Below are 21,684 nucleotides of genomic sequence, written 5' to 3' on the forward strand. Positions count from 1 at the left end.
AAACCCCATGCTTACACATGGGGTTTTTCATTTCCGGGCTGGATTTTATGCCGGCGCCGAGCTACGGATCAGGTGATCAAACGCGCTCAGGGAAGCCTTGGCGCCCTCGCCCACCGCAATCACGATCTGCTTGTACGGCACAGTGGTCACGTCACCGGCAGCGAAGACGCCTGGCAGTGAGGTTTCGCCACGTGCGTCGACAATGATCTCGCCACGGGGCGACAGTTCGACCGTGCCTTTGAGCCAGTCGGTGTTCGGCAACAAACCGATCTGCACAAAGATGCCTTCCAGATTGATGGTCGTGAACTCGCCGCTGTCACGATTCTTGTACACCAGGCCGGTGACTTTCTGACCATCGCCTTTAACCTCACTGGTCAGCGCGCTGGTGATCACGTTGACGTTCGGCAGGCTGAACAGCTTGCGCTGCAACACAGCGTCGGCGCGCAGCTTGCTGTCGAACTCAAGCAAGGTGACGTGACTGACGATACCGGCCAGGTCGATGGCGGCTTCAACGCCGGAGTTACCGCCGCCGATCACCGCCACGCGTTTGCCCTTGAACAGCGGGCCGTCGCAGTGCGGGCAGAAGCACACGCCCTTGGCTTTGTATTCCTGCTCACCCGGTACACCCATTTCACGCCAGCGGGCGCCGGTGGCCAGGATCACAGTTTTCGACTTAAGCGTCGCACCGCTTTCAAAGCGGATTTCGTGCAAGTCACCGGCATTCTTCGCCGGCACCAGGCTGCTGGCACGCTGCAGGTTCATGATGTCCACGTCGTACTGACGCACATGGGCTTCAAGCGCGCTGGCCAGCTTCGGCCCTTCGGTTTCCTGTACCGAGATAAAGTTCTCGATGGACATGGTGTCCAGCACCTGGCCGCCAAAACGCTCCGCCGCGACACCGGTACGGATACCTTTGCGCGCAGCATAAATAGCCGCCGCCGAACCGGCCGGGCCACCGCCGACCACCAGCACGTCGAATGCCGCTTTGGCGCTGATCTTCTCGGCGGCTTTTTCGATGCCGCTGGTGTCGAGCTTGGCGAGGATTTCTTCCAGGCCCATGCGGCCCTGGCCGAAGTTCACACCATTGAGGTAGACACTTGGTACAGCCATGACCTGACGCTCATCGACTTCGGCCTGGAACAGCGCGCCATCGATGGCCACGTGGCGGATGTTCGGGTTCAGCACGGCCATCAGGTTCAGCGCCTGGACCACGTCCGGGCAGTTCTGGCAGGACAGCGAGAAGTACGTCTCGAAGCTGAACTCGCCTTTGAGGGCACGAATCTGTTCAATCACTTCGACACTGGCCTTCGACGGGTGGCCACCGACTTGCAGCAGGGCCAACACCAGCGAAGTGAATTCATGGCCCATGGGGATGCCGGCAAAACGCAGGCTGATATCGGCACCCGGGCGGTTGATGGAGAACGAGGGCTTGCGCGCATCGTCACCCTCGGTTTTCAGGGTAATCAGCGTGGTGAGGCTGGTTACGTCCTGCAAAAGAGCCAGCATTTCCTGGGACTTCGCGCCGTCATCGAGGGAGGCGACGATCTCGATCGGCTGGGTGACCCGTTCCAGGTATGACTTCAACTGAGCTTTAAGATTGGCGTCCAACATACGGGCGATTCCTTTTGATTCGGTAAAAAAAAACGCCCGAGCGAATCTCGCCCGGGCGTTTTTGAGGGCGGTTGCAGCTTACTTAGGTGCGGAATCCCGCCCTTGATGTGTCACAGACTTAGATCTTGCCGACCAGGTCCAGAGACGGAGCCAGGGTGGCCTCGCCTTCTTTCCACTTGGCTGGGCACACTTCGCCTGGGTGGGCAGCAACGTATTGAGCGGCTTTGATTTTGCGCAGCAGCTCGGAAGCGTCACGGCCAACACCGCCGTCGTTCAGTTCAACGATCTTGATCTGACCTTCCGGGTTGATCACGAAAGTACCGCGATCTGCCAGGCCGGCTTCTTCGATCAGCACGTCGAAGTTGCGGGAGATGGTCAGGGTTGGGTCGCCGATCATGGTGTACTGGATCTTGCCGATGGCTGGCGAGGTGTTGTGCCAGGCAGCGTGGGCAAAGTGGGTGTCGGTGGAAACGCTGTAGATTTCGACGCCCAGCTTCTGGAATTCGGCGTAGTTGTCAGCCAGGTCTTCCAGCTCGGTTGGGCAAACGAAGGTGAAGTCGGCCGGGTAGAAGAACACTACGGACCATTTGCCTTTCAGGTCAGCGTCAGACACGTCTACGAAGTTGCCGTTTTTGTAGGCGGTCGCTTTGAACGGTTTTACTTGGCTGTTGATGATAGGCATCGTTGACTCTCCGTCAGGGGTTAGTAAGTTGATGAGATGAATCCTACCCACTCTTGCGGCCGATGGCTCATTGGCAAACCTGATGCTCGCGATTGGCTTTCTCTATCAACTGACAGTATTAATAGAAGAAATCTCAAATCAGCGGCTGGGTGGCCAGGGTCATGCCAAGAAAGGGCGTCGCTTCAACATAGCGCATGGCGGATTTCATGTCGCTCCAGCCGACGTAACTCATCAACGACTTCAAATCCCAACCGCTGCGCTGGGCCCAAGTCGCAAAGCCCCGGCGCAGGGAGTGGCTGGTGTATTGCTCGGCCGGGATGCCCGCACGCTCCAGGGCCTGGCGCAACAGCGGGATCACGCTGTTGGGGTGCAACCCCGCCTCGCCCACGTTGCCCCAGCGGTCAATCCCGCGAAACACCGGGCCGCGAACCAGCGCCGAGGCGCTGAGCCATTCGCTGTAGGCCTGCACCGGGCATAGCCGCAGCAATGCTGGGGTTTGGTAGGTCTTGCCGACGTTGTCGCGGTCGCTCTTGCTGCGCGGCAGGTACAGGCTGATGCCAGCCCCGGGCACGGCCTGAACGTGCTCGATGCTCAATCGGCACAACTCATCACTGCGAAAGCCTCGCCAGAACCCCAGCAGGATCAATGCGCGGTCACGTTTGGCGCGCAGCAGTCCGGCGGGGTCCTGGGCTTCGCTTGCCGCTCGCGCCTCTCCTTCCAGGCATGCCACCACCTGCTCCAGGTGCTTGAGCTGTAACGGCTCTGCCTGCTTCTCGCGCGCAGGGTGCACGGCGCGAATCCCCTTGAGCACCTTGCGCACGACTGGCGCCTTGGTCGGGTCGGGAAAGCCCTGGCTCGTGTGCCACTGCGCCAACGCTGAAAGCCGCAGCTTCAGGGTATTCACCGCCAACACCCCGGCATGCGCCACGAGGTAACGCGCCACGCTGTCGCTGGTGGCGGGCAGGAATCCGCCCCAGCTCACCTCGAAGTGCTCGATGGCTGCGCGATAACTGCGGCGCGTGTTATCGCGGGTAGCAGCGTTGAGGTAACGATCCAGATCGCTCATGAAAGCCTTTTCGTACTGCTGATAGGGCGCACTCACGGTGAAAACCGTGCTGACACGGGATAATACGCCAATATCCCATCTGTTAAATCATGAATTTTAACCGACAATTATTGATGATATAGTATGTATATACATACCATGTACCACAGTACTAAATCGACGGAGACCCCATGGCTCGTGGCGGCATAAACAAAGCAGTCGTTCAAACGGCACGCCTGGCGATTCTCGCCCGCGGCGAAAACCCCAGCATCGATGCGGTACGCATCGAAATGGGTAATACCGGCTCGAAAACCACGATTCATCGCTACTTGAAGGAACTGGACGAGAGTGAAACGCGGCAGACCATCACCGAAGCGCCCATCGACGACGAATTGGGCGAACTGGTGGCGCGGCTTGCCCAACGCCTGAAAGAGAAAGCCCAAGAACCGATTGACCTGGCCGTGGCGAAATTTGAGCAACAGAAAACCGCCCTGCTCGCCCAACTCGAAACGCTGCAAACAGCCCATAACCAGCTGCAGCAGCAATTCGATATCCAGGCCGCAGCCCTAGCCGACGAAAGCGCAGCCCTGCAAACCGCCAGCACCAGCCTGCAAACCGAGCAAACCCGTAACGCCGGGCTGAGCCAGGCGTGCAGTGACTACGAGCTACGCATCAGCGACAAGGACGAACAAATTCGCTCGCTGGAAGACAAGCACCTGCACGCTCGGGATGCCCTGGAGCATTACCGCAACGCAATCAAAGAGCAGCGCGAACAGGAACAGCGCCGCCACGAAGGCCAGGTGCAGCAAGTCCAGGCGGAACTGCGCCAGGCCCAGCAGAGCGCAATGGTGCGTCAGGACGAGATCACCCAGCTGCACCGCGACAACGAGCGCCTGCTGATCGAACATCGAGTAACCGTGAAGGAGTTGGCGGCATTGCACGAGCAAGTGCGCAAGGACCAAGCGCAGCAACTCAAACTGAGCGAACAGTTGAAGCAGATCGACAGCGAACGCACCCTGCTCCAGGAGCGCCTGCGGGTCGCGGTGCAGGACAGCCAGTCACGCCAAGCCGCGCTGAGCGAATTTCAGCAGGCCAACAAGGCACTGGAACTGGACCTGATCAAGGCCCAGGCCAGCATCGAGGCGTTGCGCCTGACGGCCGCCGTTGCAGCAACCGCCGAGGCAACGCCCAGCACCTGATCAGTCGGCCACGGGCGTGCGCATGGTGACGAACTCTTCCGCCGCCGTCGGGTGTACGCCAATGGTTTCATCAAAATGCTGCTTGGTCGCGCCCGCCTTGAGCGCGATCGCCAAGCCCTGCACGATTTCCCCGGCGTCCGGGCCGACCATATGGCAACCCAGGACCCTGTCGGTGTCGGCGTCGACCACCAGTTTCATCAGGGTTTTCTCCTGGCAGTCGGTCAATGTCAGCTTCATCGGCCGGAAACGGCTTTCGAAGACCTTCACCTTATGGCCGCTGATCTTCGCGTCTTCCTCGCTCAGACCGACCGTACCGATGTTCGGCAGGCTGAACACCGCCGTCGGAATCATCGCGTAGTCCACCGGGCGATACTGCTCCGGCTTGAACAATCGACGCGCCACGGCCATGCCTTCGGCCAGGGCCACCGGGGTCAGTTGCACGCGACCGATCACATCGCCAATCGCCAGGATCGACGATTCGGCGGTCTGGTACAGGTCATCCACCTCGACAAAACCGCGCTTATCGAGCTTGACCCCGGTGTTTTCCAGGCCCAGGTTATCCAGCATCGGCCGCCGGCCGGTGGCGTAGAACACGCAGTCCGTGTTCAGCACGCGCCCGTCTTTGAGGGTGGCCTTGAGGCTGCCATCGGCTTGCTTGTCGATCCGCTCGATATCGGCATTGAACTGCAGATCCAGGCCGCGCTTGGTCAATTCTTCCTGCAGATGCTTGCGCACCGCACCGTCAAAACCGCGTAGGAACAGGTCGCCGCGATACAGCAAAGACGTCTGCGCACCCAAGCCATGGAAAATTCCGGCGAATTCAACGGCGATATAGCCGCCGCCCACCACCAGCACGCGCTTGGGCAATGCCTTGAGGAAGAACGCTTCATTGGAACCAATCGCGTGCTCATGCCCCGGAATCTGCGGAATCTGCGGCCAGCCGCCGGTGGCGATCAGGATGTGCTTGGCTGTAAAGCGCTCGCCATTGATTTCCACCTGATGCGGATCGACCAGTCGCGCATGCCCTTCATGCAGGGTCACGCCACTGTTGACCAGTAGGTTGCGATAGATGCCGTTGAGGCGGTTGATCTCGCGGTCCTTGTTGGCGATCAGGGTCGCCCAGTCAAAGTTCGCTTCACCCAGAGACCAGCCAAAACCGCTGGCCTGCTCGAAGTCTTCGGCAAAATGCGCGCCGTAGACCAGCAGCTTCTTCGGCACGCAGCCGACGTTCACGCACGTGCCGCCCAGGTAGCGGCTTTCCGCCACACCCACTTTGGCGCCATAGCCGGCGGCAAAGCGCGCGGCACGAACACCGCCGGAACCGGCGCCAATCACATACAGGTCAAAATCGTAGGCCATTTCACTCTCCTCGGCAGGCAATCAGCATACCGACTTAGTTGGGGGCGAAAAACGAAAAAGCCACCCGAAGGTGGCTTTCTCTTACAACAGGCGGGCAACCGTGAATCAGTAAGCCTTGCCAGTCTTGTAGAAGTGCTCGTAGCAGAAGTTGGTCGCTTCGATGTAGCCTTCGGCGCCACCGCAGTCAAAACGACGACCTTTGAACTTGTAGGCGATCACGCAACCGTCTTTGGCCTGCTTCAACAGGGCGTCGGTAATCTGGATCTCGCCACCCTTGCCCGGTTCGGTTTCTTCGATCAGCTTGAAGATGTCCGGGGTCAGGATGTAACGACCGATGATCGCCAGGTTCGACGGGGCATCTTCAGGCGCAGGCTTCTCGACCATGTCGCGCACGCGGATCAGGCCATCGCCGATATCGTCGCCGGCGATAACGCCGTACTTGTTGGTTTCTTGAGGATCAACCTCTTGAACCGCGACGATGGTGCAACGGTACTTCTGGTACAGCTTGACCATCTGGGTCAGCACGCCGTCGCCTTCCAGGTTCACACACAGGTCATCCGCCAGTACTACGGCGAACGGTTCGTCACCGATCAGCGGGCGGCCGGTCAGGATGGCGTGGCCGAGGCCTTTCATCTGGGTTTGGCGGGTGTAGGAGAACGAGCACTCGTCGAGCAGCTTGCGGATGCCGACCAGGTATTTTTCCTTGTCGGTGCCTTTGATCTGGTTTTCCAGCTCGTAGCTGATGTCGAAGTGGTCTTCCAACGCGCGTTTACCACGGCCGGTGACGATGGAGATTTCGTTCAAGCCGGCATCCAGTGCCTCTTCGACGCCGTACTGAATCAGTGGCTTGTTCACCACCGGCAGCATCTCTTTGGGCATGGCCTTGGTCGCTGGCAAGAAGCGAGTGCCGTAACCGGCTGCTGGGAACAAGCATTTCTTGATCATATGGGTCCTTACAAAGGGCTGTGCGTACGGAATTCGGCGCAGTCTAATCAGGCCGCAGGCACCTTACAATGGGTCCTGCTGGCGTTGCGATGTCATCATAGAGAAAAAATGTCGGCGTAAGTTCCGCTAATCCTACGAAGAGCTGCACAAACGGCACGACAAAAACAGCGTTGCCCTCTGGTTTAAAATGGGCTGCAACCCTTTTAACACGCTTTGGCGCCTCAAACATTGACCTGGAATAACTTGGGCGGGGGCGCGACAATTGGCGCTATCATTACGCCCTTGAACCAGACCACGAGATTGTTAATAGATGTCAGAACCCAAAGGCGTAAACGGCTACCTGATCACGCAGCGTGCGGACGGTTGGCACTTGATCAACTTCCACGGAGACAGCGTTGCCGGCTCGTTCGCGACCGAACGCGAAGCTGTTGCGGTAGCCGAAGTGTTTGTGGATGAAGCGGGTCACGCGTCGAGCAAGCGGCCAAAGAGCAAGTAAGCCTGCAAGCCCTGCGCACAAAGCCCCGGTGACCGGGGCTTTTTTGTGTGGGTCATGTACCTACATGGCCGTTCGCTATAATCTTCTGCAAACGCCCCACGACAATGTCCGCGCGCCCCTCCAACATCCTCGACGACGACCCCACATGAACAAGATTCTGGCACTCACCGCGGTACTGGCGCTCACCGGCTGCACCACCACCTCTGACGTTTATCTGAAAAACGGTGAACAGGGCCTGACGATCGACTGCTCGGGTGAAGCCAACTCCTGGGCCGGTTGCTATGAAAAGGCCGATGCATCCTGCGCCGGCACCGGTTATCGCATCGTCGGCACCGAGGGCACGCCCGCCCTGAGCGAAGATGACAAGACCCTGGGCAAAGACGTGGGCAACTTCAAGAGCCGCAGCGTGGTGGTGGTCTGCAAGTAGGCGCTGCTGCGCTTACATGTGGATTTCGGCGAACTTGATACCCAGGCCGCGAACCGTCTCGATCAGGTCGTCCAGGCACTGGAACGACTCCACTTCATCCTGATCATCCACCAGGAAAAAGCTGCGTCCGCCGCTTTTCTTAAAGAATACGATCCACTCCCCCAGATCAGCGGGATTCTGGATGATGTGGGTGGCCGAGATCTGACCTTCGGCATGGCGGGCTTTGACGTGTTCACGTTTCATGACAGAGTTCCAGAAAAAGACAAATGCCGCGCAAACCCAGGGTTTGAGCGGCATTTTTTGTAGTGCATGGCCGACAGTTTAACGGATACCCTGCCCGATGAGCACGCCGTCTACTGTTTGACCATAGAGATTGACCCCGTCATTGGCGTGAACTTATGCAGGACGGGACAACACACAAAAAAAGGCCTGACACCGCAATGGCAAGTCAGGCGTCTTTATCGGATTCAAACGTGCTGTATAAAACGCGTGGCCTCAGCCGGAAATGCAGTCCTCCCCGGCCTTCTTCACATCGCCAGGACGGATCGGCACATTGGACATGCTCTCGTAGAGCTTTATGCTGCTGCCACTGGAGCGTTCTTCAATCTCGAAAATAGCCGACGGGTCGGTGGAGAATTTCTGCGGCACAATCACCTGCACGCCGTCTTTATGAGGCTCAATCTGCGGCGGCCGGCGGGTAGTCGACAATTTACGCACCACACAGGCGGCATATTCCTGCGGTTTTTTCCCTGAAATGACCGCTAGGGTCGGGGGGGTCTGCTTGATATCTGCAACCGAAGCACACCCACCTATCGCCAAGGCCAGAACCAACACACTCCACTTCATATAAAACCTCCGATAAAGACCCTACGACAGCGGGGATGGTAATTTTCTCCCGCCCACGTAGGATTTATCTCTGATAACTCGGCAAATAACTGTTTTAAATTGTCGACGTCGTCGACGACGGCCCGATAATAAACGCGCTGGGGCTGATAAACTCTATCTTAACCTACGTATCGTTCTGATTTTTCAGAAAAAGCCCTTCTGGAGACACCCCCCATGAAATTCATCCACCAGCGTGAGCACCTCAACGAGGGAGACATTGTTGTCATCGAATGCTCGCAGACTTGTAATATTCGTCTGATGAGCGATGCGAATTTTCGCAGCTTCAAGAATGGCGGTCGTCACACCTACCACGGCGGCGCATTCGACAAGTTCCCCGCAAAAATCACCGCGCCCAGCACCGGTTTCTGGAACATCACCCTGGACGTTGTGACGCGCCGCGCCATCAGCGTCACCCGCAAACCTGCGCTGTCCCACAAGATCCGTATCGTTCGTCGCACCAACAGCAAATTGAGCTGAGCCGAACACTCGACAGGAAAAAAGCTGTGACCACGACCAAATACGTCATCAAGTACAAACTCAACGGCGAACGCCGCTTTGAGTTTGCGCAACTGCAAAGCAACAGCGTCGAAGAAGCCAAGCAAGTCCTGGCGAAGATTCACGACACCAGCGATGAAATCACTGACATCAACGTGAGCAAGGCGCTGTAAGCCCATGCCCGGCCCGACCGCCGACCTGTTTGCCGAAGACGCCCTGCAACAACCCGCAGGGCGTGAGCAGATTGGCGAACAGTCCCACGTTATGAGGGGCTATGCCCTGCCCTACATTGAGCATCTTCTGCCAGCGTTGCGGCGCGTGCTGGCTCAGTCGCCGTTTCGGCAAATGGTCACACCCGGCGGTTTCACCATGTCGGCGGCCCTGAGCAGTTGCGGTGAGCTGGGGTGGACCACCGATCCCAGCGGCTATCGCTACAGCGCGCTTGACCCGCGCAGTCGTCAACCCTGGCCAGCCATGCCCGAGACCTTGCGCCAACTGGCGGCACACGCAGCGGCCGACGCCGGGTTCAGTGATTTTGTGCCCGATGCCTGCCTGATCAACCGTTATGTGCCGGGGGCGAAGATGTCGTTGCACCAGGACAAGAACGAACGCTGCTACACCGCGCCAGTGGTTTCCGTGTCGCTGGGGCTGCCAGCAGTCTTCCTGTTCGGCGGCCATGCACGCAGTGACAAGCCGCAAAAAATCTCGTTGTTCCATGGTGATGTGGTGGTGTGGGGCGGCGTCGATCGCCTGCGCTTTCATGGCGTCATGCCGGTCAAGGACGGTACGCATGCGGTCATGGGCGCGCAACGCATCAACCTGACCTTTCGTACCGCTGGCTGATTTGACCGCAAGCTTCAGAGTGCCAGGCCACTGCGACACGACTAATCTGGCCGTGACCCGTCATGAGAACAGGCAATGAATAACGAACATGACCCCCGTTGGGCGGCACTCCTCGCCCGCGATCCCCAGGCGGATGCGCTGTTTGTCTATGGGGTGAAAACCACCGGCGTGTATTGCCGTCCCAGCAGCGCCTCGCGCTTGCCGCGACCGGAAAACGTCGAGTTCTTTGATACGCCCCAGGAGGCCGAGACGGCAGGCTATCGCCCAAGCAAACGCGCGACCGGCGACCAGACACAGCGCGCGGCGCGACACGCCGAGCTTGTAGCCAACGCCTGTCGGCAGATCGAACACGCCGAAACCCCGCCCAGCCTCGACCAACTGGCCCTGCAGGCCGGGTTGAGTCCGTTCCATTTCCATCGGGTGTTCAAGTCAGTCACCGGTATCACCCCCAAGGGTTATGCCAGCGCCCAGCGCTCACGCAAAGTGCGCGAGGGGCTCAAGGGGCGCAACACGGTGACCGACGTGCTGTATGACGCAGGCTTCAATTCCAACAGCCGCTTCTATGAATCGGCGGATCAACTGCTGGGCATGAAGCCAAGCGATTACAAAGCCGGCGGCACGAATACTCACATCCATTTTGCCGTCGGCCAGTGTTCCCTCGGCGCGATTCTGGTGGCGCAAAGTCATCGCGGCGTGTGCGCGATCCTCCTGGGCGACGAGCCGGACGCGCTGGTGCGTGACCTGCAGGACCAATTCCCCAGGGCTGAACTGCTCGGCGCCGACCCGGCTTTCGAGCAGTTGGTCGCTCAGGTGGTGGGGTTTATAGAAGCCCCCGCCCTGGGCCTGGACTTACCGCTGGATCTGCGCGGCACGGCCTTTCAGGAACGGGTGTGGCAGGCCTTGCGCGACATCCCGGTGGGCAGCACCGCCAGCTATGCGCAGATCGCCGAACGGATTGGCGCGCCTACATCCTTTCGTGCCGTGGCCCAGGCCTGTGGCGCTAACCGCCTGGCGGTCGCCATTCCGTGCCACCGGGTAGTGCGCAGTAACGGCGACGTGTCGGGCTACCGATGGGGCGTGGAACGCAAGCGCCTGTTACTGGAGCGCGAGCGCGACATCTAAACAACGGCTCGCCAGTGCACGAAACTCAGGCTGCGTCCAGTGAATAAAACAGACTGGCCGGGCGCCAATGGCCCTGCTAAAACAGCGAAAATTCTTACTAACGCTGGAGACGCATCCCATGAGCACCTGGCCAGACACCCGCATTCTTGACCTGCTGGGCATCGATGTGCCGATCATCCAGGCGCCCATGGCCGGTGCAACCACTGCGCAAATGGTCATCGCCGCCAACGAGGCCGGCGCGCTGGGTTCGATGCCGGCAGCGGCGCTGAGTATCGAGCAATTGCGCGAGGCTTTGGCCACTGTCCGCAAGGCCAGCACGCGGCCGATCAATGTGAATTTCTTCTGCCACCAACCGCCCGAGGCGGACGAAGCGCGTGATCGGCGCTGGAAGGACCTGCTGCAACCCTACTACCGCGAACTGGGCGCCGACGTTGATGCTCCAACGCCAGTAACCAACCGCGCACCGTTCAACGAAGACGCCTGCCAAGTCGTAGAAGCATTTCGCCCTGAGGTGGTCAGTTTCCATTTTGGCTTGCCGGAAAAGTCCCTGCTCGACCGCGTCAAAGCGACCGGCGCCAAGGTGCTGTCATCGGCCACGACCGTCGAAGAGGCGATTTGGCTGGAACAGCATGGCTGCGACGCGATCATCGCCATGGGCCTTGAAGCCGGCGGCCACCGCGGCATGTTTCTCAGCGACGACCTCAATAGCCAGATCGGCTTGATGGCGCTGGTGCCGCAGATCGTCGACGCCGTCAGCGTGCCGGTGATCGCCGCCGGCGGCATCGCTGACGCGCGCGGGATCGCCGCCGCCTTCGCTTTGGGCGCCTGCGCCGTGCAGATAGGTACGGCGTACCTGTTCACCCCCGAAGCCACGGTCAGCCCCTCGCACCACCATGCATTGCGCCATGCCCAGGCCAGCGAAACCGCGCTGACCAACCTGTTCACCGGCCGGCCGGCGCGGGGCATCGTCAACCGGGTGATGCGTGAGTTGGGCGCGATCAACCCATTGGCCCCGGCATTCCCCAGGGCCGGCGGTGCGTTATTGCCACTCAAGGCCAAGGACGAAGCGGGCTTCAGCAACTTATGGGCAGGCCAGGCGTTGCGCCTGGGTAAAGAGATAGGCACCTATGAGCTGACCCGCGAACTGGCCAAACAAGCACTGGCGAAGCTCAAATAGACCCAACCGCTGTGGCAACTTTGCACTGTACCGGCAATGGCCAACCGCTATATATTCCCCTACATAGCGGTTGAGCCTTCTACCTATAACAAGCCGTACATTTCCTAAGGAGCTGCTTCATGACGATTCGCGCCTCACGCCTGGCCCCTACCGCCCTGGCCAGCCTGATTGCTGCCTGCGCTTTGGGTCCGGCCCACGCCGATGAAGTCCAGGTGGCCGTCGCCGCCAACTTCACCGCACCGATCCAGGTGATTGCCGCCGATTTCCAGAAGGACACCGGGCACACGCTGGTCGCCGCCTATGGCGCCACCGGGCAGTTCTATACCCAGATCAAGAACGGCGCGCCGTTCGACGTGTTCCTCAGCGCCGACGACACCACCCCGCAAAAACTCGAAACCGAAGGCGATACCGTCAAGGGGTCGCGCTTTACCTACGCGGTCGGCACCCTGGCGCTGTGGTCGGCCAAGGAAGGTTATGTCGATGCCAAGGGCGAGGTGCTGAAGCAGAACGCGTTCAAACACCTGTCCATCGCCAACCCGAAAGCCGCGCCCTACGGGCTGGCCGCCACCCAGGTGCTGGCCAAGGAAGGTCTGACCGACAAGGTCAAGGACAAGCTCGTCGAGGGCCAGAACATCACCCAGGCCTATCAGTTTGTCTCCACCGGGAATGCCGAGCTGGGGTTTGTTGCCTTGTCGCAGATCTACAAAGACGGCAAAGTCACCAGCGGTTCGGCATGGATCGTCCCGGCCGCCATGCATGACCCGATCAAACAGGACGCGGTGATCCTCAACAAGGGCAAAGACAACGCCGCTGCCAAGGCGCTGGTCGAGTACCTGAAAGGGCCGAAAGCCGCTGCCGTTATCAAGTCCTACGGTTACGAGCTCTAAATGCCGCTATCGAGTGCCGATTTTTCCGCGATCTGGTTGACCATCAAACTGGCGTCACTGACCACGGTGATCCTACTGGTCATCGGCACTCCGATTGCCCTGTGGCTGTCGCGCACCCGCTCGTGGTGGCGCGGGCCTATCGGCGCGGTGGTCGCCCTGCCGTTGGTGCTGCCGCCCACGGTCATCGGCTTCTACCTGCTGCTGACGATGGGGCCGCATGGTTACTTCGGCCAGTTCACCCAATGGCTGGGCCTGGGCACCCTGACCTTCAGTTTCGCCGGGCTGGTGATCGGCTCGGTGATCTATTCCATGCCGTTCGTGGTGCAGCCGTTGCAAAACGCCTTCTCCGCCATCGGTACACGCCCGCTGGAAGTGGCCGCGACCTTGCGCGCCAATCCCTGGGACACGTTCTTCAGCGTGATCCTGCCCCTGGCCCGCCCGGGGTTTATCACCGCGTCGATTCTCGGCTTTGCGCATACCGTCGGCGAGTTCGGCGTGGTGCTGATGATCGGCGGCAATATCCCGGACAAGACCCGGGTCGTCTCGGTGCAGATCTACGACCATGTCGAAGCGATGGAGTATGCCCAGGCGCACTGGTTGGCCGGCGCCATGGTGGTGTTCGCGTTTCTCGTGTTGCTGGCGCTCTATTCCAGCCGAAAAACCAAGATGGGCTGGAGCTGATGTCGATGATTGATGTACGCCTGCACCTTAAGTATTCCGCCTTTGCCCTGGAGGTGGACCTGCATCTGCCCGGGCGTGGCGTCACCGCGCTGTATGGGCATTCCGGCTCCGGCAAGACCACCTGCCTGCGCTGCATTGCCGGGCTGGAACGTGCCACGGACGGGTTTGTCCAGGTCAACGATGAAGTCTGGCAAGACAGCCGCAGCGGGCTGTTCGTGCCGCCGCATAAACGTGCGCTGGGCTATGTGTTCCAGGAGGCGAGCCTGTTCCCCCATCTGTCGGTGCGGGCCAATCTGGAATTCGGCCTCAAGCGCATCCCGCGTGCGCAACGTCGCGTCGACATGACCCAGGCCACCGAACTGCTGGGTATCGGTCACCTGCTTGAGCGGCATCCGCAGCACTTGTCCGGCGGCGAGCGCCAGCGCATCGGCATCGCCCGCGCATTACTGACCAGCCCGCGCCTATTGTTGATGGACGAACCGCTGGCCGCCCTCGACAGTAAACGCAAGAGCGAAATCCTGCCGTACCTGGAACGCCTGCACGACGAACTGGACATCCCCGTGCTCTACGTCAGCCATGCCCAGGACGAGGTGGCGCGCCTGGCCGATCACATCGTGTTGCTCAGCGAGGGCAAGGCCCTGGCCAGTGGCCCCATCGGTGAAACCCTGGCGCGGCTGGATTTGCCCTTGGCGTTGGGCGACGACGCGGGTGTGGTCATCAGTGGCACGGTGAGCGCTTACGACGCGCACTATCAGTTGCTCAGCCTGCAACTGCCCGGCAGCGCCTTGCACATGCGTGTCGCCCATGCGCCGCTGGCCTTGGGCAAAGCCTTGCGGATCAAGGTGCAGGCGCGGGATGTGAGCCTCAATGTGCAGGCGGAAGAACACAGCAGCATCCTCAATCGCCTGCCGGTGACGGTCATCCAGGAGATTGCGGCGGACAACAACGCCCACGTGCTGGTGCGCCTGGATGCCGGCGGCACGCCGCTGCTGGCACGGATCACCCGCTTCTCCCGTGACCAATTGCAACTGCACCCCGGCCAGACGCTATGGGCACAAATCAAGGCAGTGGCGGTGCTGGCGTAAGCCACGAAAACCTTTTGGCACGAGCGCACCCCGCTGGCCTGATTTGTTGCCAAGGAATGCGCGCCATGCCCGATTCTGCATCGCCCGCCGACTTGCTGAACAAAACCGGGTGGGTTAGCCTCTGCCCCCCTTCTGATTTACCGGACGACCGCCGACGTGAACCGCTAAGCCTTCCAAAATGTATCCGCAACGAGCCGCCTGGCGTGCTTGTTGGCCTGTTCGACATTTTTTTGGAGGTGCTGATGACTGACGTCAACCGGCTACCCGTATTGGTTTCCCTGCAACACCTGTCTTTCCAGTTCGCCGATGGCGAAACCCTGCTGGACGACCTGAACCTGTCCATTGACCACACGCCCACTGGCATTGTCGGCCGCAATGGGCGCGGCAAAAGTATTCTGGCCAGGTTGATTGCCGGGAGGCTGGCGCCCACTTCCGGCACCCGCGCGGGTTCTGCCAGCGTCGTGTATGTGCCGCAAACCCTGGCTATCGAGCCTGGCGACAGCCTCGCCCACCTCACCGGCACCGCCCAGGCATTGGCCGCGCTTGAGCGCATGGCTCACGGCGCCGCCCAGGCCGAAGACCTGGAACTGATCGACGATCGCTGGGACCTGGCCGAGCGCTTGCGCACCGCGCTGGATGTGGCAGGGCTGCAACCCCTTCATGCGCACACCCCGGCCCATCACCTCAGCGGTGGTCAGTTGGCCAGGGTTGCGCTGATAGGTGCGTTGCTGGCCTGTCCTCAGTTGCTGATTCTCGATGAGCCGACCAATCACCTCGACAGCGCCGGGCGTGATTGGCTGCTGCAGGTGCTGGGCGACTGGCGCGGCGGCCTGGTGGTGGTCAGCCATGATCGGCAACTGCTCAATGCCATGGGGCGCATTATCGAACTGTCGCCCCTTGGCGCTCGGGCGTATGGCGGCAACTACGAAACCTATCGACAACAGCGCGATACGCAGCAGCACGCTGCCATCGCCGCCTGGGAGCACGCCCGCCTGGAGCGCAGCCGCGAGCGTCGGCGCCTGCAACAAGACCACGACAGCCTGCAACGTAGCGCCGCCCGTTCACGCAAGCACGCTGAAACCGCGAATGTCGACCGTTTCACCAAGGCCCGCTGGAAAGGCGCCGCCACGCAAATCGTCGGCACGGTGCGCAGCGCCCATCGCGAACACAACGCCCGGCTGGATGCGCAAGTGCGTCAAGCCTACGAAGGCGTGGCGGATCAGACGCCGACGCTGCTGGCCTTGCCCGGCTCGGCGCTGCCCAATGGTCGACAGGTCCTGACCCTGATCGATGCCGAGCTACCGTGGCTGGGCGCTCAAACCCTCACACTCAGCCTGATCGGCCCTGTGCGCGTCGCCGTGCGGGGGCCGAATGGTTGCGGCAAGTCGACCTTGCTCAAGCTGTTGGCGGGCCAATCGCAGGCCGTCAGTGGCGAATGCTCGGTGCACGTGCCCAGCGCCTATATCGATCAACACTTGGCCCTGCTGGACAACCAACGCTCGATCGTCGAGCAGCTCAACCTGCTCGACACGCCACTGGCCGAGGCTGAGTTGCGTACCCGGTTGGCCTTGCTGCAGCTGAATGCCTCGCGGGTCACGCAAGCGGCGGGCCGGCTCAGCGGCGGCGAACGTTTGAAAGCCGCGATGGCCATCGCCTTGTGGCGCGAGACGCCGGCGCAACTGCTGCTGTTGGATGAGCCGACCAATCACCTGGATCTGGAGTCGATCGTCGCGTTCGAACAGGCGCTGAAGGGATTTACCGGCGCAATGGTGGTGGTGTCACATGACGAGGGGTTCGTGCAGGCGATCGAGCCGACTCATACCTTAGTCTGGCAAAGCACCGGTTGGCGGCTGGTAGCTGTCTGAGATCATTGCGCCGGACATCAAAGCGCCTTACGGTGGTGGCCGAATAATCTCACCGAGGAACCCGGCCCCATGTTGCCTTCGTCCCAAAAGTCCTACGCCAACGCCGGACTCGCCCATCAACAGCGATGGCGTGGCCGTGTCGGTATGCTGCTGGTGGCCAGCCTGTCGGTGCTGGCGGGCATGACCGATGCCATAGGCTTCATGGCCAGCGGCGACTTTGTCTCATTCATGAGCGGCAACACCACGCGCCTGGCGGTGGCAATCAGCGAAGGCGACCTGGGCCTGACCGGGCGCCTGCTATTGCTGGTCGCAACCTTCATCGTCGGCAACGCCTTGGGTGTCATGGTCAGCCGTATCAGCCGTCGCCACGCCCTGCCCTTGCTGCTGTGCATTGCGACGCTGCTCTGCGCCGGCGCGCTGTGGCCGTTCGACGATATGCTGCCGGCCTTGCTGGCGGCAATTGTGGCGATGGGCATGCTCAATGCCGCCGTCGAAGAAGTGAACGGATTGCCGGTGGGGCTCACCTATGTCACCGGAGCGCTATCACGCTTTGGTCGCGGGCTGGGCCGCTGGCTGCTGGGGGAACGTCGCAATGGGTGGCGCGTGCAACTGGTCCCATGGACGGGGATGTTTATCGGGGCGGTGATCGGTGCGCTGCTGGAGCATCGGATGGGCTTGAGTGCGCTGCTGGTCAGCGGGGCGCTGGCTGCAGTGTTGGGCGTGGTGTCACTGAAGATCCCCCGGCGCTGGCACTTGGGGTACATGCCGCGCTGATAACCAGAGGTGCTCGCCCGACGTTACGGCCTCGACGTCCGTGTACTGGTAAAGAGCCATCACGTCGAGCGAGCGAGTGAATCATAAGACAATGTCCAGCGCCTGTCCCGCCAGGCATGTCCTAAAACCACTAAGGCAACGGATTACAGACAAGTCGCGAGTGCGGCCAAACGACGCTTGGCGACCATAGAGTCATCAGCGGCGTAGTAATGAACGGAGGAACCGGCCCCTGCGCTGCGCACGTCGACAAAGTAGTCGCCGCCGGTGGTGTACACCGTGAAACCACCCGCCTCGATCGGCTCCTTGAAGCCGCCGGCGTCGACACCAAACACCGTCTCGTCCTGCCAACCGAACTGGATACATTGGGCAACCACCAGCGCAGCCTTGTCCGAAGCCAAGGTCTTGTAGGGCGTGCCGGAGCGTGCCGCGTTCATTTTCGAGCCCGCGCAACCGCCCAGTGCAGCCAGTACCAATGCGCCAATTACCAGTTTCCGCATGCCATCGCTCCTTGGAAAAAAACGCGACTCTACCATTAGCAGGCGACACTCACGGATTATTACGTCACCCTGTCGCCTACTTGCGAGCTCGCTTCTACCTGGAAAACCGATGACACCCAATGCCGAACGCTACAACCCATCCACCGACTATGCCGACAAGCTGATCAGCCGCATCGGCCAGACGCCCACGTGGATCGCCAAGCGCATTGGCGTGACGGACAAGCGGATTCGCTACATTCTCGACGGCGAGCGCACGGTGAAAGGCGAAAGTACGCCGATCCAGATGACCTACACCGAGCAGTTTGCGCTGGAGTGCCTGGCGGCCGAGGCCAAGGCGAAAAAGAAGCCGGCGCCGGCCGCCGAATGAATTTAGTTTCACTGTGACAGTAGAACCCGCCACGGATAATGGCCGGGCTCACTTTTAGAAGTTCCCTTCAGCCCGCCCTCCCGCGGGCTTTTTTTCGCCTGCGCGTTTAAAGCCACCAGCGAAACAGGTAGAACAACGCCATGCTCAACAGCACCGTGAGCAGCACATTGCGCGTCCAGAACATCAGCGCCACCGCACAGATCCCGGCCAGCAGGTAGGGGTTGGCTGGGCTCAGGTTGAGCTGGTGGTCGGCGAAAAAAATGATCGGCCCGCAGATTGCCGTGAGCATGCCCGGCACCGCAAACCCGAGAAACTCCCGCGCACCACGATTGAGCCGCACGGGCAGGCGCGGTTCGATAAACAGGTAGCGGTTAAGAAACACGATCAGTCCCATTGCAACAATCATCACGAAGATCATGCCTGCCCTACTCCCAGTCGCTTGCAGGCAAACCCTGCGCTCATGCCCAACACACCCGACACCACCACGGCCGACTCCCATTGCAAGAAGCTCAAGCCCACCGAGCCCAACAGCGCCACCGCCACGCAGACCACGGTGGGCACATCGCGCACCACGGGCGTGATCAACGCGATAAAGGTCGCGGCGATCGAGAACTCCAGGCCCAGGTGTTCGAGCCCTGGAATACTCTTGCCCAGGACGATGCCGGCGAGGGTAAACAGGTTCCAGGCGATATAGAACGTCAGGCCAACGCCCAGCGCGTACCAGCGGTTGAAGGTTTCGCGGTCGTACTGGCTGACCAGGGCGAAGAACTCATCGGTCATCAGGAAGCCCAGGCTCATGCGCCAGCGCGGCTTGAACGTCGACAAGGTGGGACGCAGATGCATGCCGTAGAGCAAATGTTGCGAGGTCAGCAGCAGGGTCGTGAGCAAGATGGAGATCAGGCTGGCGCCGCTCTTGACCATGCCGATGGCGACCAGTTGCGCGGCGCCGGCAAAGACAATGGCGGAAAGGCCTTGGGCTTCGAGCGGGGAAAACTGCGCATCAATGGCCATTGACCCGGCCAGCAAGCCCCAGGGCGCGCACGCCAGGGATAGCGGAATGACAGCAATCGCGCCACGGGCGAATGCGTAATGAGGTAAGGCAGTAGGCATGGGAACCGCTCATCGACAGACAGTCGCCAAGCATGCCAGCGCCATGTGCAGGTTGTCTTGAACGATCTTGCTCAGGCCAGCTTGACGGACACCTGCTCCACCGAGTCTCGCGCTTCGCGCAGCTCATAGGCATCCTGGTTGAGGCGGTGGATGGTATTGAGCAAGCGCTGGCGCAGCACTTCATCGCCGAGTTTTTCGACGGCGCGCATCAGATCAAACGCCGCGGTTTCATTATTTTCCGCGACGGAATCGAGGGTCTTGCGCAGGTTGCGAGTGGCACGGGTCACGCGTGGTATTCCTTCATCAGCTATGGGCAGGCACTTTAGGACATTTGTGTTTCATTTTAATTTCAATCACTTGTGGCGTGTTCCCAGACATTTGATCCATATCAATTGAAACAGGATTTGACTGCAATATATGGAAATACGTATATTCGAATACACATATATGCACAGGCCGTGGCCATGTCAGACCCTTTCTCCCCTCCCGCTCTGTTCAAATGCCTGGCCGATGCCACGCGTTTGCGAATGACCCTGTTGGTCCTGCGCGAAGGCGAACTTTGCGTGTGCGAACTGATCCATGCACTTGACGACAGCCAGCCGAAAATCTCCCGCCACCTCGCGCAACTGCGCAGCAGCGGGTTACTGCTGGATCGGCGCCAGGGGCAATGGATCTACTACCGCATCAATCCGGCACTGCCCGCCTGGGTAACTCACGTGCTGGACACCACCCTGCAAGCCAACCAGCCATGGTTGCAAAACGACGCGCAGCGTCTTGATGCAATGGGCGACAGACCACAACGAGCCAGCACCTGCTGTTGAGCCACCGGAGCGTTTATCCATGCTTGTCGCAATTGCGATTTTTATCTTCACCATCGTCCTGGTCATCTGGCAGCCCAAAGGCCTGGGCGTCGGCTGGAGCGCGACCCTGGGCGCGATCCTCGCACTGGCCTGTGGCGTGATCAGCCTGGCGGACATCCCGGTGGTGTGGCACATCATCTGGAATGCCACCGGCACCTTTGTCGCGCTGATCGTCATCAGCCTGTTGCTGGATGAGGCCGGATTCTTTGCCTGGGCAGCGTTGCATGTGGCCCGTTGGGGCCGTGGGCGCGGCCGGCGGTTGTTTGCCTATATGGTGCTGCTGGGCGCGCTGGTGTCGGCGCTGTTTGCCAATGACGGCGCGGCACTGATCCTCACGCCGATTGTGATGTCGATGTTGCTGGCGCTGCGTTTTTCCCCGGCGGCAACCCTGGCGTTCGTCATGGGCGCAGGGTTTATTGCCGACACGGCGAGCCTGCCGCTGGTGGTGTCGAACCTGGTGAACATTGTCTCGGCGGACTATTTCAAGATCGGCTTCAATGAATACGCGGCGGTGATGGTGCCGGTCAACCTCGTCAGCGTCGCCGCCACCCTGGCGGTGCTGCTGTGGTTTTTCCGCCGCGATATTCCGCAGACCTACGACCCGGCCGACCTGGCTGACCCGGCCAGCGCCATTCACGACCGCGCCACCTTTCGCGCCGGTTGGTGGGTGCTGGGCATCCTGCTGGTCGGGTGTTTTGCCCTGGAACCGTTGGGGATTCCCATCAGTGCCATCTCTGCTGCGTGCGCGGTGTTGCTGCTGGTGATCGCCGCCAAAGGCCACAAGATTTCCACGCGCAAAGTGCTCAAGGACGCGCCCTGGCAGATCGTGATCTTTTCCCTGGGCATGTACCTGGTGGTCTACGGGCTGCGCAACGCCGGGCTGACCACCTACCTGGCGACCTGGCTCGACACCTTCGCCACCTACGGCGTGTGGGGCGCGGCGATGGGCACCGGGGTGCTGACGGCATTGTTGTCTTCGGCAATGAACAACCTGCCGACCGTGTTGATCGGTGCGCTGTCCATCGAATCCAGCCATGCCGTCGGCGTGGTCAAGGACGCGATGATCTACGCCAACGTGATCGGCAGCGACCTCGGCCCGAAAATCACCCCCATCGGCAGCCTGGCGACCCTGCTATGGCTGCATATCCTGGCGCGTAAAGGCATCACCATCACCTGGGGTTACTACTTCAAGGTCGGGATTGTACTGACCTTGCCGGTGCTGCTGATCACGCTCGCCGCCCTCGCCTTGCGCCTTAGCCTCTAAAGGACATC

Annotated in this window: 27 protein-coding genes; 16 read left to right on the forward strand and 11 right to left on the reverse strand. The window is 60.6% G+C overall.

The genetic code is table 11. From position 1 onward, the window contains the following. Window positions 1-45 precede the first annotated feature (45 nt). From ahpF to J2Y83_RS13790, 3 genes are all read right to left on the reverse strand, one after another. Window positions 46-1,611, reverse strand: coding sequence for an alkyl hydroperoxide reductase subunit F (gene ahpF / locus J2Y83_RS13780; RefSeq protein WP_253395991.1), 1,566 nt, complete (start codon window positions 1,609-1,611; stop codon window positions 46-48). Window positions 1,612-1,729: 118 nt separating this feature from the next. Beyond that, window positions 1,730-2,293, reverse strand: coding sequence for an alkyl hydroperoxide reductase subunit C (ahpC, locus tag J2Y83_RS13785; RefSeq protein ID WP_010210361.1), 564 nt, complete (start codon window positions 2,291-2,293; stop codon window positions 1,730-1,732). Between the two features lie 133 nt (window positions 2,294-2,426). Further along, window positions 2,427-3,359 (reverse strand): site-specific integrase, encoded by a 933-nt coding sequence (locus tag J2Y83_RS13790; RefSeq protein ID WP_253395992.1) that lies wholly within the window; start codon window positions 3,357-3,359, stop codon window positions 2,427-2,429. 170 nt (window positions 3,360-3,529) lie between these two features. Here J2Y83_RS13790 and J2Y83_RS13795 point away from each other — a divergent pair, with 170 nt between their 5' ends. Further along, window positions 3,530-4,537: a DNA-binding protein gene (locus J2Y83_RS13795; protein ID WP_253395993.1), complete on the forward strand. Its 1,008-nt coding sequence runs from the start codon at window positions 3,530-3,532 to the stop codon at window positions 4,535-4,537. Here the strand turns inward: J2Y83_RS13795 and gorA are convergent, their stop codons facing one another. Together gorA and galU are read right to left on the reverse strand one after the other, a co-directional pair. Beyond that, entirely contained in the window at window positions 4,538-5,896 is a 1,359-nt protein-coding gene (gorA, locus tag J2Y83_RS13800; protein WP_253395994.1) for a glutathione-disulfide reductase, read from the reverse strand. A 105-nt stretch (window positions 5,897-6,001) separates the two neighbouring features. Further along, window positions 6,002-6,841, reverse strand: a complete 840-nt coding sequence (galU, locus tag J2Y83_RS13805; RefSeq protein WP_003212579.1) for a UTP--glucose-1-phosphate uridylyltransferase GalU — start codon at window positions 6,839-6,841, stop codon at window positions 6,002-6,004. A 310-nt stretch (window positions 6,842-7,151) separates the two neighbouring features. On the opposite strand from galU, the gene J2Y83_RS13810 reads away from it, so the two are divergent. Both J2Y83_RS13810 and J2Y83_RS13815 read left to right on the forward strand, forming a co-directional pair. Next, window positions 7,152-7,337, forward strand: coding sequence for a hypothetical protein (locus J2Y83_RS13810; RefSeq protein WP_253395995.1), 186 nt, complete (start codon window positions 7,152-7,154; stop codon window positions 7,335-7,337). A gap of 145 nt (window positions 7,338-7,482) precedes the next feature. Further along, window positions 7,483-7,764, forward strand: a complete 282-nt coding sequence (locus tag J2Y83_RS13815) for a YgdI/YgdR family lipoprotein (RefSeq protein ID WP_247402404.1) — start codon at window positions 7,483-7,485, stop codon at window positions 7,762-7,764. 12 nt (window positions 7,765-7,776) lie between these two features. Here the strand turns inward: J2Y83_RS13815 and J2Y83_RS13820 are convergent, their stop codons facing one another. Both J2Y83_RS13820 and J2Y83_RS13825 read right to left on the reverse strand, forming a co-directional pair. Beyond that, a complete protein-coding gene (locus J2Y83_RS13820; protein WP_253395997.1) occupies window positions 7,777-8,007 on the reverse strand; it encodes a hypothetical protein in 231 nt (76 codons plus the stop codon). Window positions 8,008-8,259: 252 nt separating this feature from the next. Then, entirely contained in the window at window positions 8,260-8,610 is a 351-nt protein-coding gene (locus tag J2Y83_RS13825) for a hypothetical protein (RefSeq protein WP_247402399.1), read from the reverse strand. A gap of 213 nt (window positions 8,611-8,823) precedes the next feature. Here J2Y83_RS13825 and J2Y83_RS13830 point away from each other — a divergent pair, with 213 nt between their 5' ends. From J2Y83_RS13830 to J2Y83_RS13875, 10 genes are all read left to right on the forward strand, one after another. After that, window positions 8,824-9,126: a DUF1883 domain-containing protein gene (locus J2Y83_RS13830; RefSeq protein WP_017846312.1), complete on the forward strand. Its 303-nt coding sequence runs from the start codon at window positions 8,824-8,826 to the stop codon at window positions 9,124-9,126. Between the two features lie 26 nt (window positions 9,127-9,152). Then, the gene (locus tag J2Y83_RS13835; RefSeq protein ID WP_247402393.1) at window positions 9,153-9,317 is read left to right on the forward strand and encodes a hypothetical protein; all 165 of its coding nucleotides are present in this window, start codon (window positions 9,153-9,155) and stop codon (window positions 9,315-9,317) included. A gap of 4 nt (window positions 9,318-9,321) precedes the next feature. After that, window positions 9,322-9,987, forward strand: a complete 666-nt coding sequence (gene alkB / locus J2Y83_RS13840; RefSeq protein ID WP_253395999.1) for a DNA oxidative demethylase AlkB — start codon at window positions 9,322-9,324, stop codon at window positions 9,985-9,987. 75 nt (window positions 9,988-10,062) lie between these two features. Further along, complete coding sequence (ada, locus tag J2Y83_RS13845; RefSeq protein WP_253396001.1) at window positions 10,063-11,109, forward strand: bifunctional DNA-binding transcriptional regulator/O6-methylguanine-DNA methyltransferase Ada; 1,047 nt, start codon at window positions 10,063-10,065, stop codon at window positions 11,107-11,109. A gap of 118 nt (window positions 11,110-11,227) precedes the next feature. Continuing rightward, on the forward strand, window positions 11,228-12,286 hold the full coding sequence (locus J2Y83_RS13850; RefSeq protein WP_253396003.1) for an NAD(P)H-dependent flavin oxidoreductase: 1,059 nt from the start codon (window positions 11,228-11,230) through the stop codon (window positions 12,284-12,286). 119 nt (window positions 12,287-12,405) lie between these two features. After that, window positions 12,406-13,173, forward strand: coding sequence for a molybdate ABC transporter substrate-binding protein (gene modA / locus J2Y83_RS13855; RefSeq protein WP_253396005.1), 768 nt, complete (start codon window positions 12,406-12,408; stop codon window positions 13,171-13,173). After that, a complete protein-coding gene (modB, locus tag J2Y83_RS13860; protein ID WP_017846319.1) occupies window positions 13,174-13,854 on the forward strand; it encodes a molybdate ABC transporter permease subunit in 681 nt (226 codons plus the stop codon). 5 nt (window positions 13,855-13,859) lie between these two features. Beyond that, window positions 13,860-14,939, forward strand: coding sequence for a molybdenum ABC transporter ATP-binding protein (modC, locus tag J2Y83_RS13865; protein WP_253396007.1), 1,080 nt, complete (start codon window positions 13,860-13,862; stop codon window positions 14,937-14,939). 242 nt (window positions 14,940-15,181) lie between these two features. Next, complete coding sequence (locus J2Y83_RS13870; RefSeq protein WP_253396009.1) at window positions 15,182-16,804, forward strand: ABC-F family ATP-binding cassette domain-containing protein; 1,623 nt, start codon at window positions 15,182-15,184, stop codon at window positions 16,802-16,804. A 69-nt stretch (window positions 16,805-16,873) separates the two neighbouring features. Further along, window positions 16,874-17,578: a YoaK family protein gene (locus J2Y83_RS13875; RefSeq protein WP_253396012.1), complete on the forward strand. Its 705-nt coding sequence runs from the start codon at window positions 16,874-16,876 to the stop codon at window positions 17,576-17,578. Between the two features lie 143 nt (window positions 17,579-17,721). Here J2Y83_RS13875 and J2Y83_RS13880 read toward each other — a convergent pair whose 3' ends face one another. Beyond that, the gene (locus J2Y83_RS13880; RefSeq protein ID WP_247405367.1) at window positions 17,722-18,075 is read right to left on the reverse strand and encodes a hypothetical protein; all 354 of its coding nucleotides are present in this window, start codon (window positions 18,073-18,075) and stop codon (window positions 17,722-17,724) included. A 109-nt stretch (window positions 18,076-18,184) separates the two neighbouring features. Here J2Y83_RS13880 and J2Y83_RS13885 point away from each other — a divergent pair, with 109 nt between their 5' ends. Next, window positions 18,185-18,442: a hypothetical protein gene (locus J2Y83_RS13885; protein WP_253396014.1), complete on the forward strand. Its 258-nt coding sequence runs from the start codon at window positions 18,185-18,187 to the stop codon at window positions 18,440-18,442. 106 nt (window positions 18,443-18,548) lie between these two features. Here the strand turns inward: J2Y83_RS13885 and J2Y83_RS13890 are convergent, their stop codons facing one another. From J2Y83_RS13890 to J2Y83_RS13900, 3 genes are all read right to left on the reverse strand, one after another. Further along, a complete protein-coding gene (locus tag J2Y83_RS13890; protein ID WP_247405361.1) occupies window positions 18,549-18,860 on the reverse strand; it encodes an AzlD domain-containing protein in 312 nt (103 codons plus the stop codon). Then, complete coding sequence (locus tag J2Y83_RS13895; RefSeq protein ID WP_253396016.1) at window positions 18,857-19,552, reverse strand: AzlC family ABC transporter permease; 696 nt, start codon at window positions 19,550-19,552, stop codon at window positions 18,857-18,859. The genes J2Y83_RS13890 and J2Y83_RS13895 overlap by 4 nt, the downstream gene beginning before the upstream one ends. A gap of 71 nt (window positions 19,553-19,623) precedes the next feature. After that, entirely contained in the window at window positions 19,624-19,839 is a 216-nt protein-coding gene (locus tag J2Y83_RS13900; protein WP_003191339.1) for a hypothetical protein, read from the reverse strand. A 177-nt stretch (window positions 19,840-20,016) separates the two neighbouring features. On the opposite strand from J2Y83_RS13900, the gene J2Y83_RS13905 reads away from it, so the two are divergent. Further along, entirely contained in the window at window positions 20,017-20,373 is a 357-nt protein-coding gene (locus tag J2Y83_RS13905; protein ID WP_247405356.1) for a metalloregulator ArsR/SmtB family transcription factor, read from the forward strand. Window positions 20,374-20,392: 19 nt separating this feature from the next. Beyond that, a complete protein-coding gene (locus J2Y83_RS13910; protein WP_253396018.1) occupies window positions 20,393-21,676 on the forward strand; it encodes an arsenic transporter in 1,284 nt (427 codons plus the stop codon). Window positions 21,677-21,684: the final 8 nt, after the last annotated feature.

It is taken from the genome of Pseudomonas marginalis (genome assembly GCF_024169655.1).
Classification (GTDB): Bacteria; Pseudomonadota; Gammaproteobacteria; order Pseudomonadales; family Pseudomonadaceae; genus Aquipseudomonas; species Aquipseudomonas paraveronii.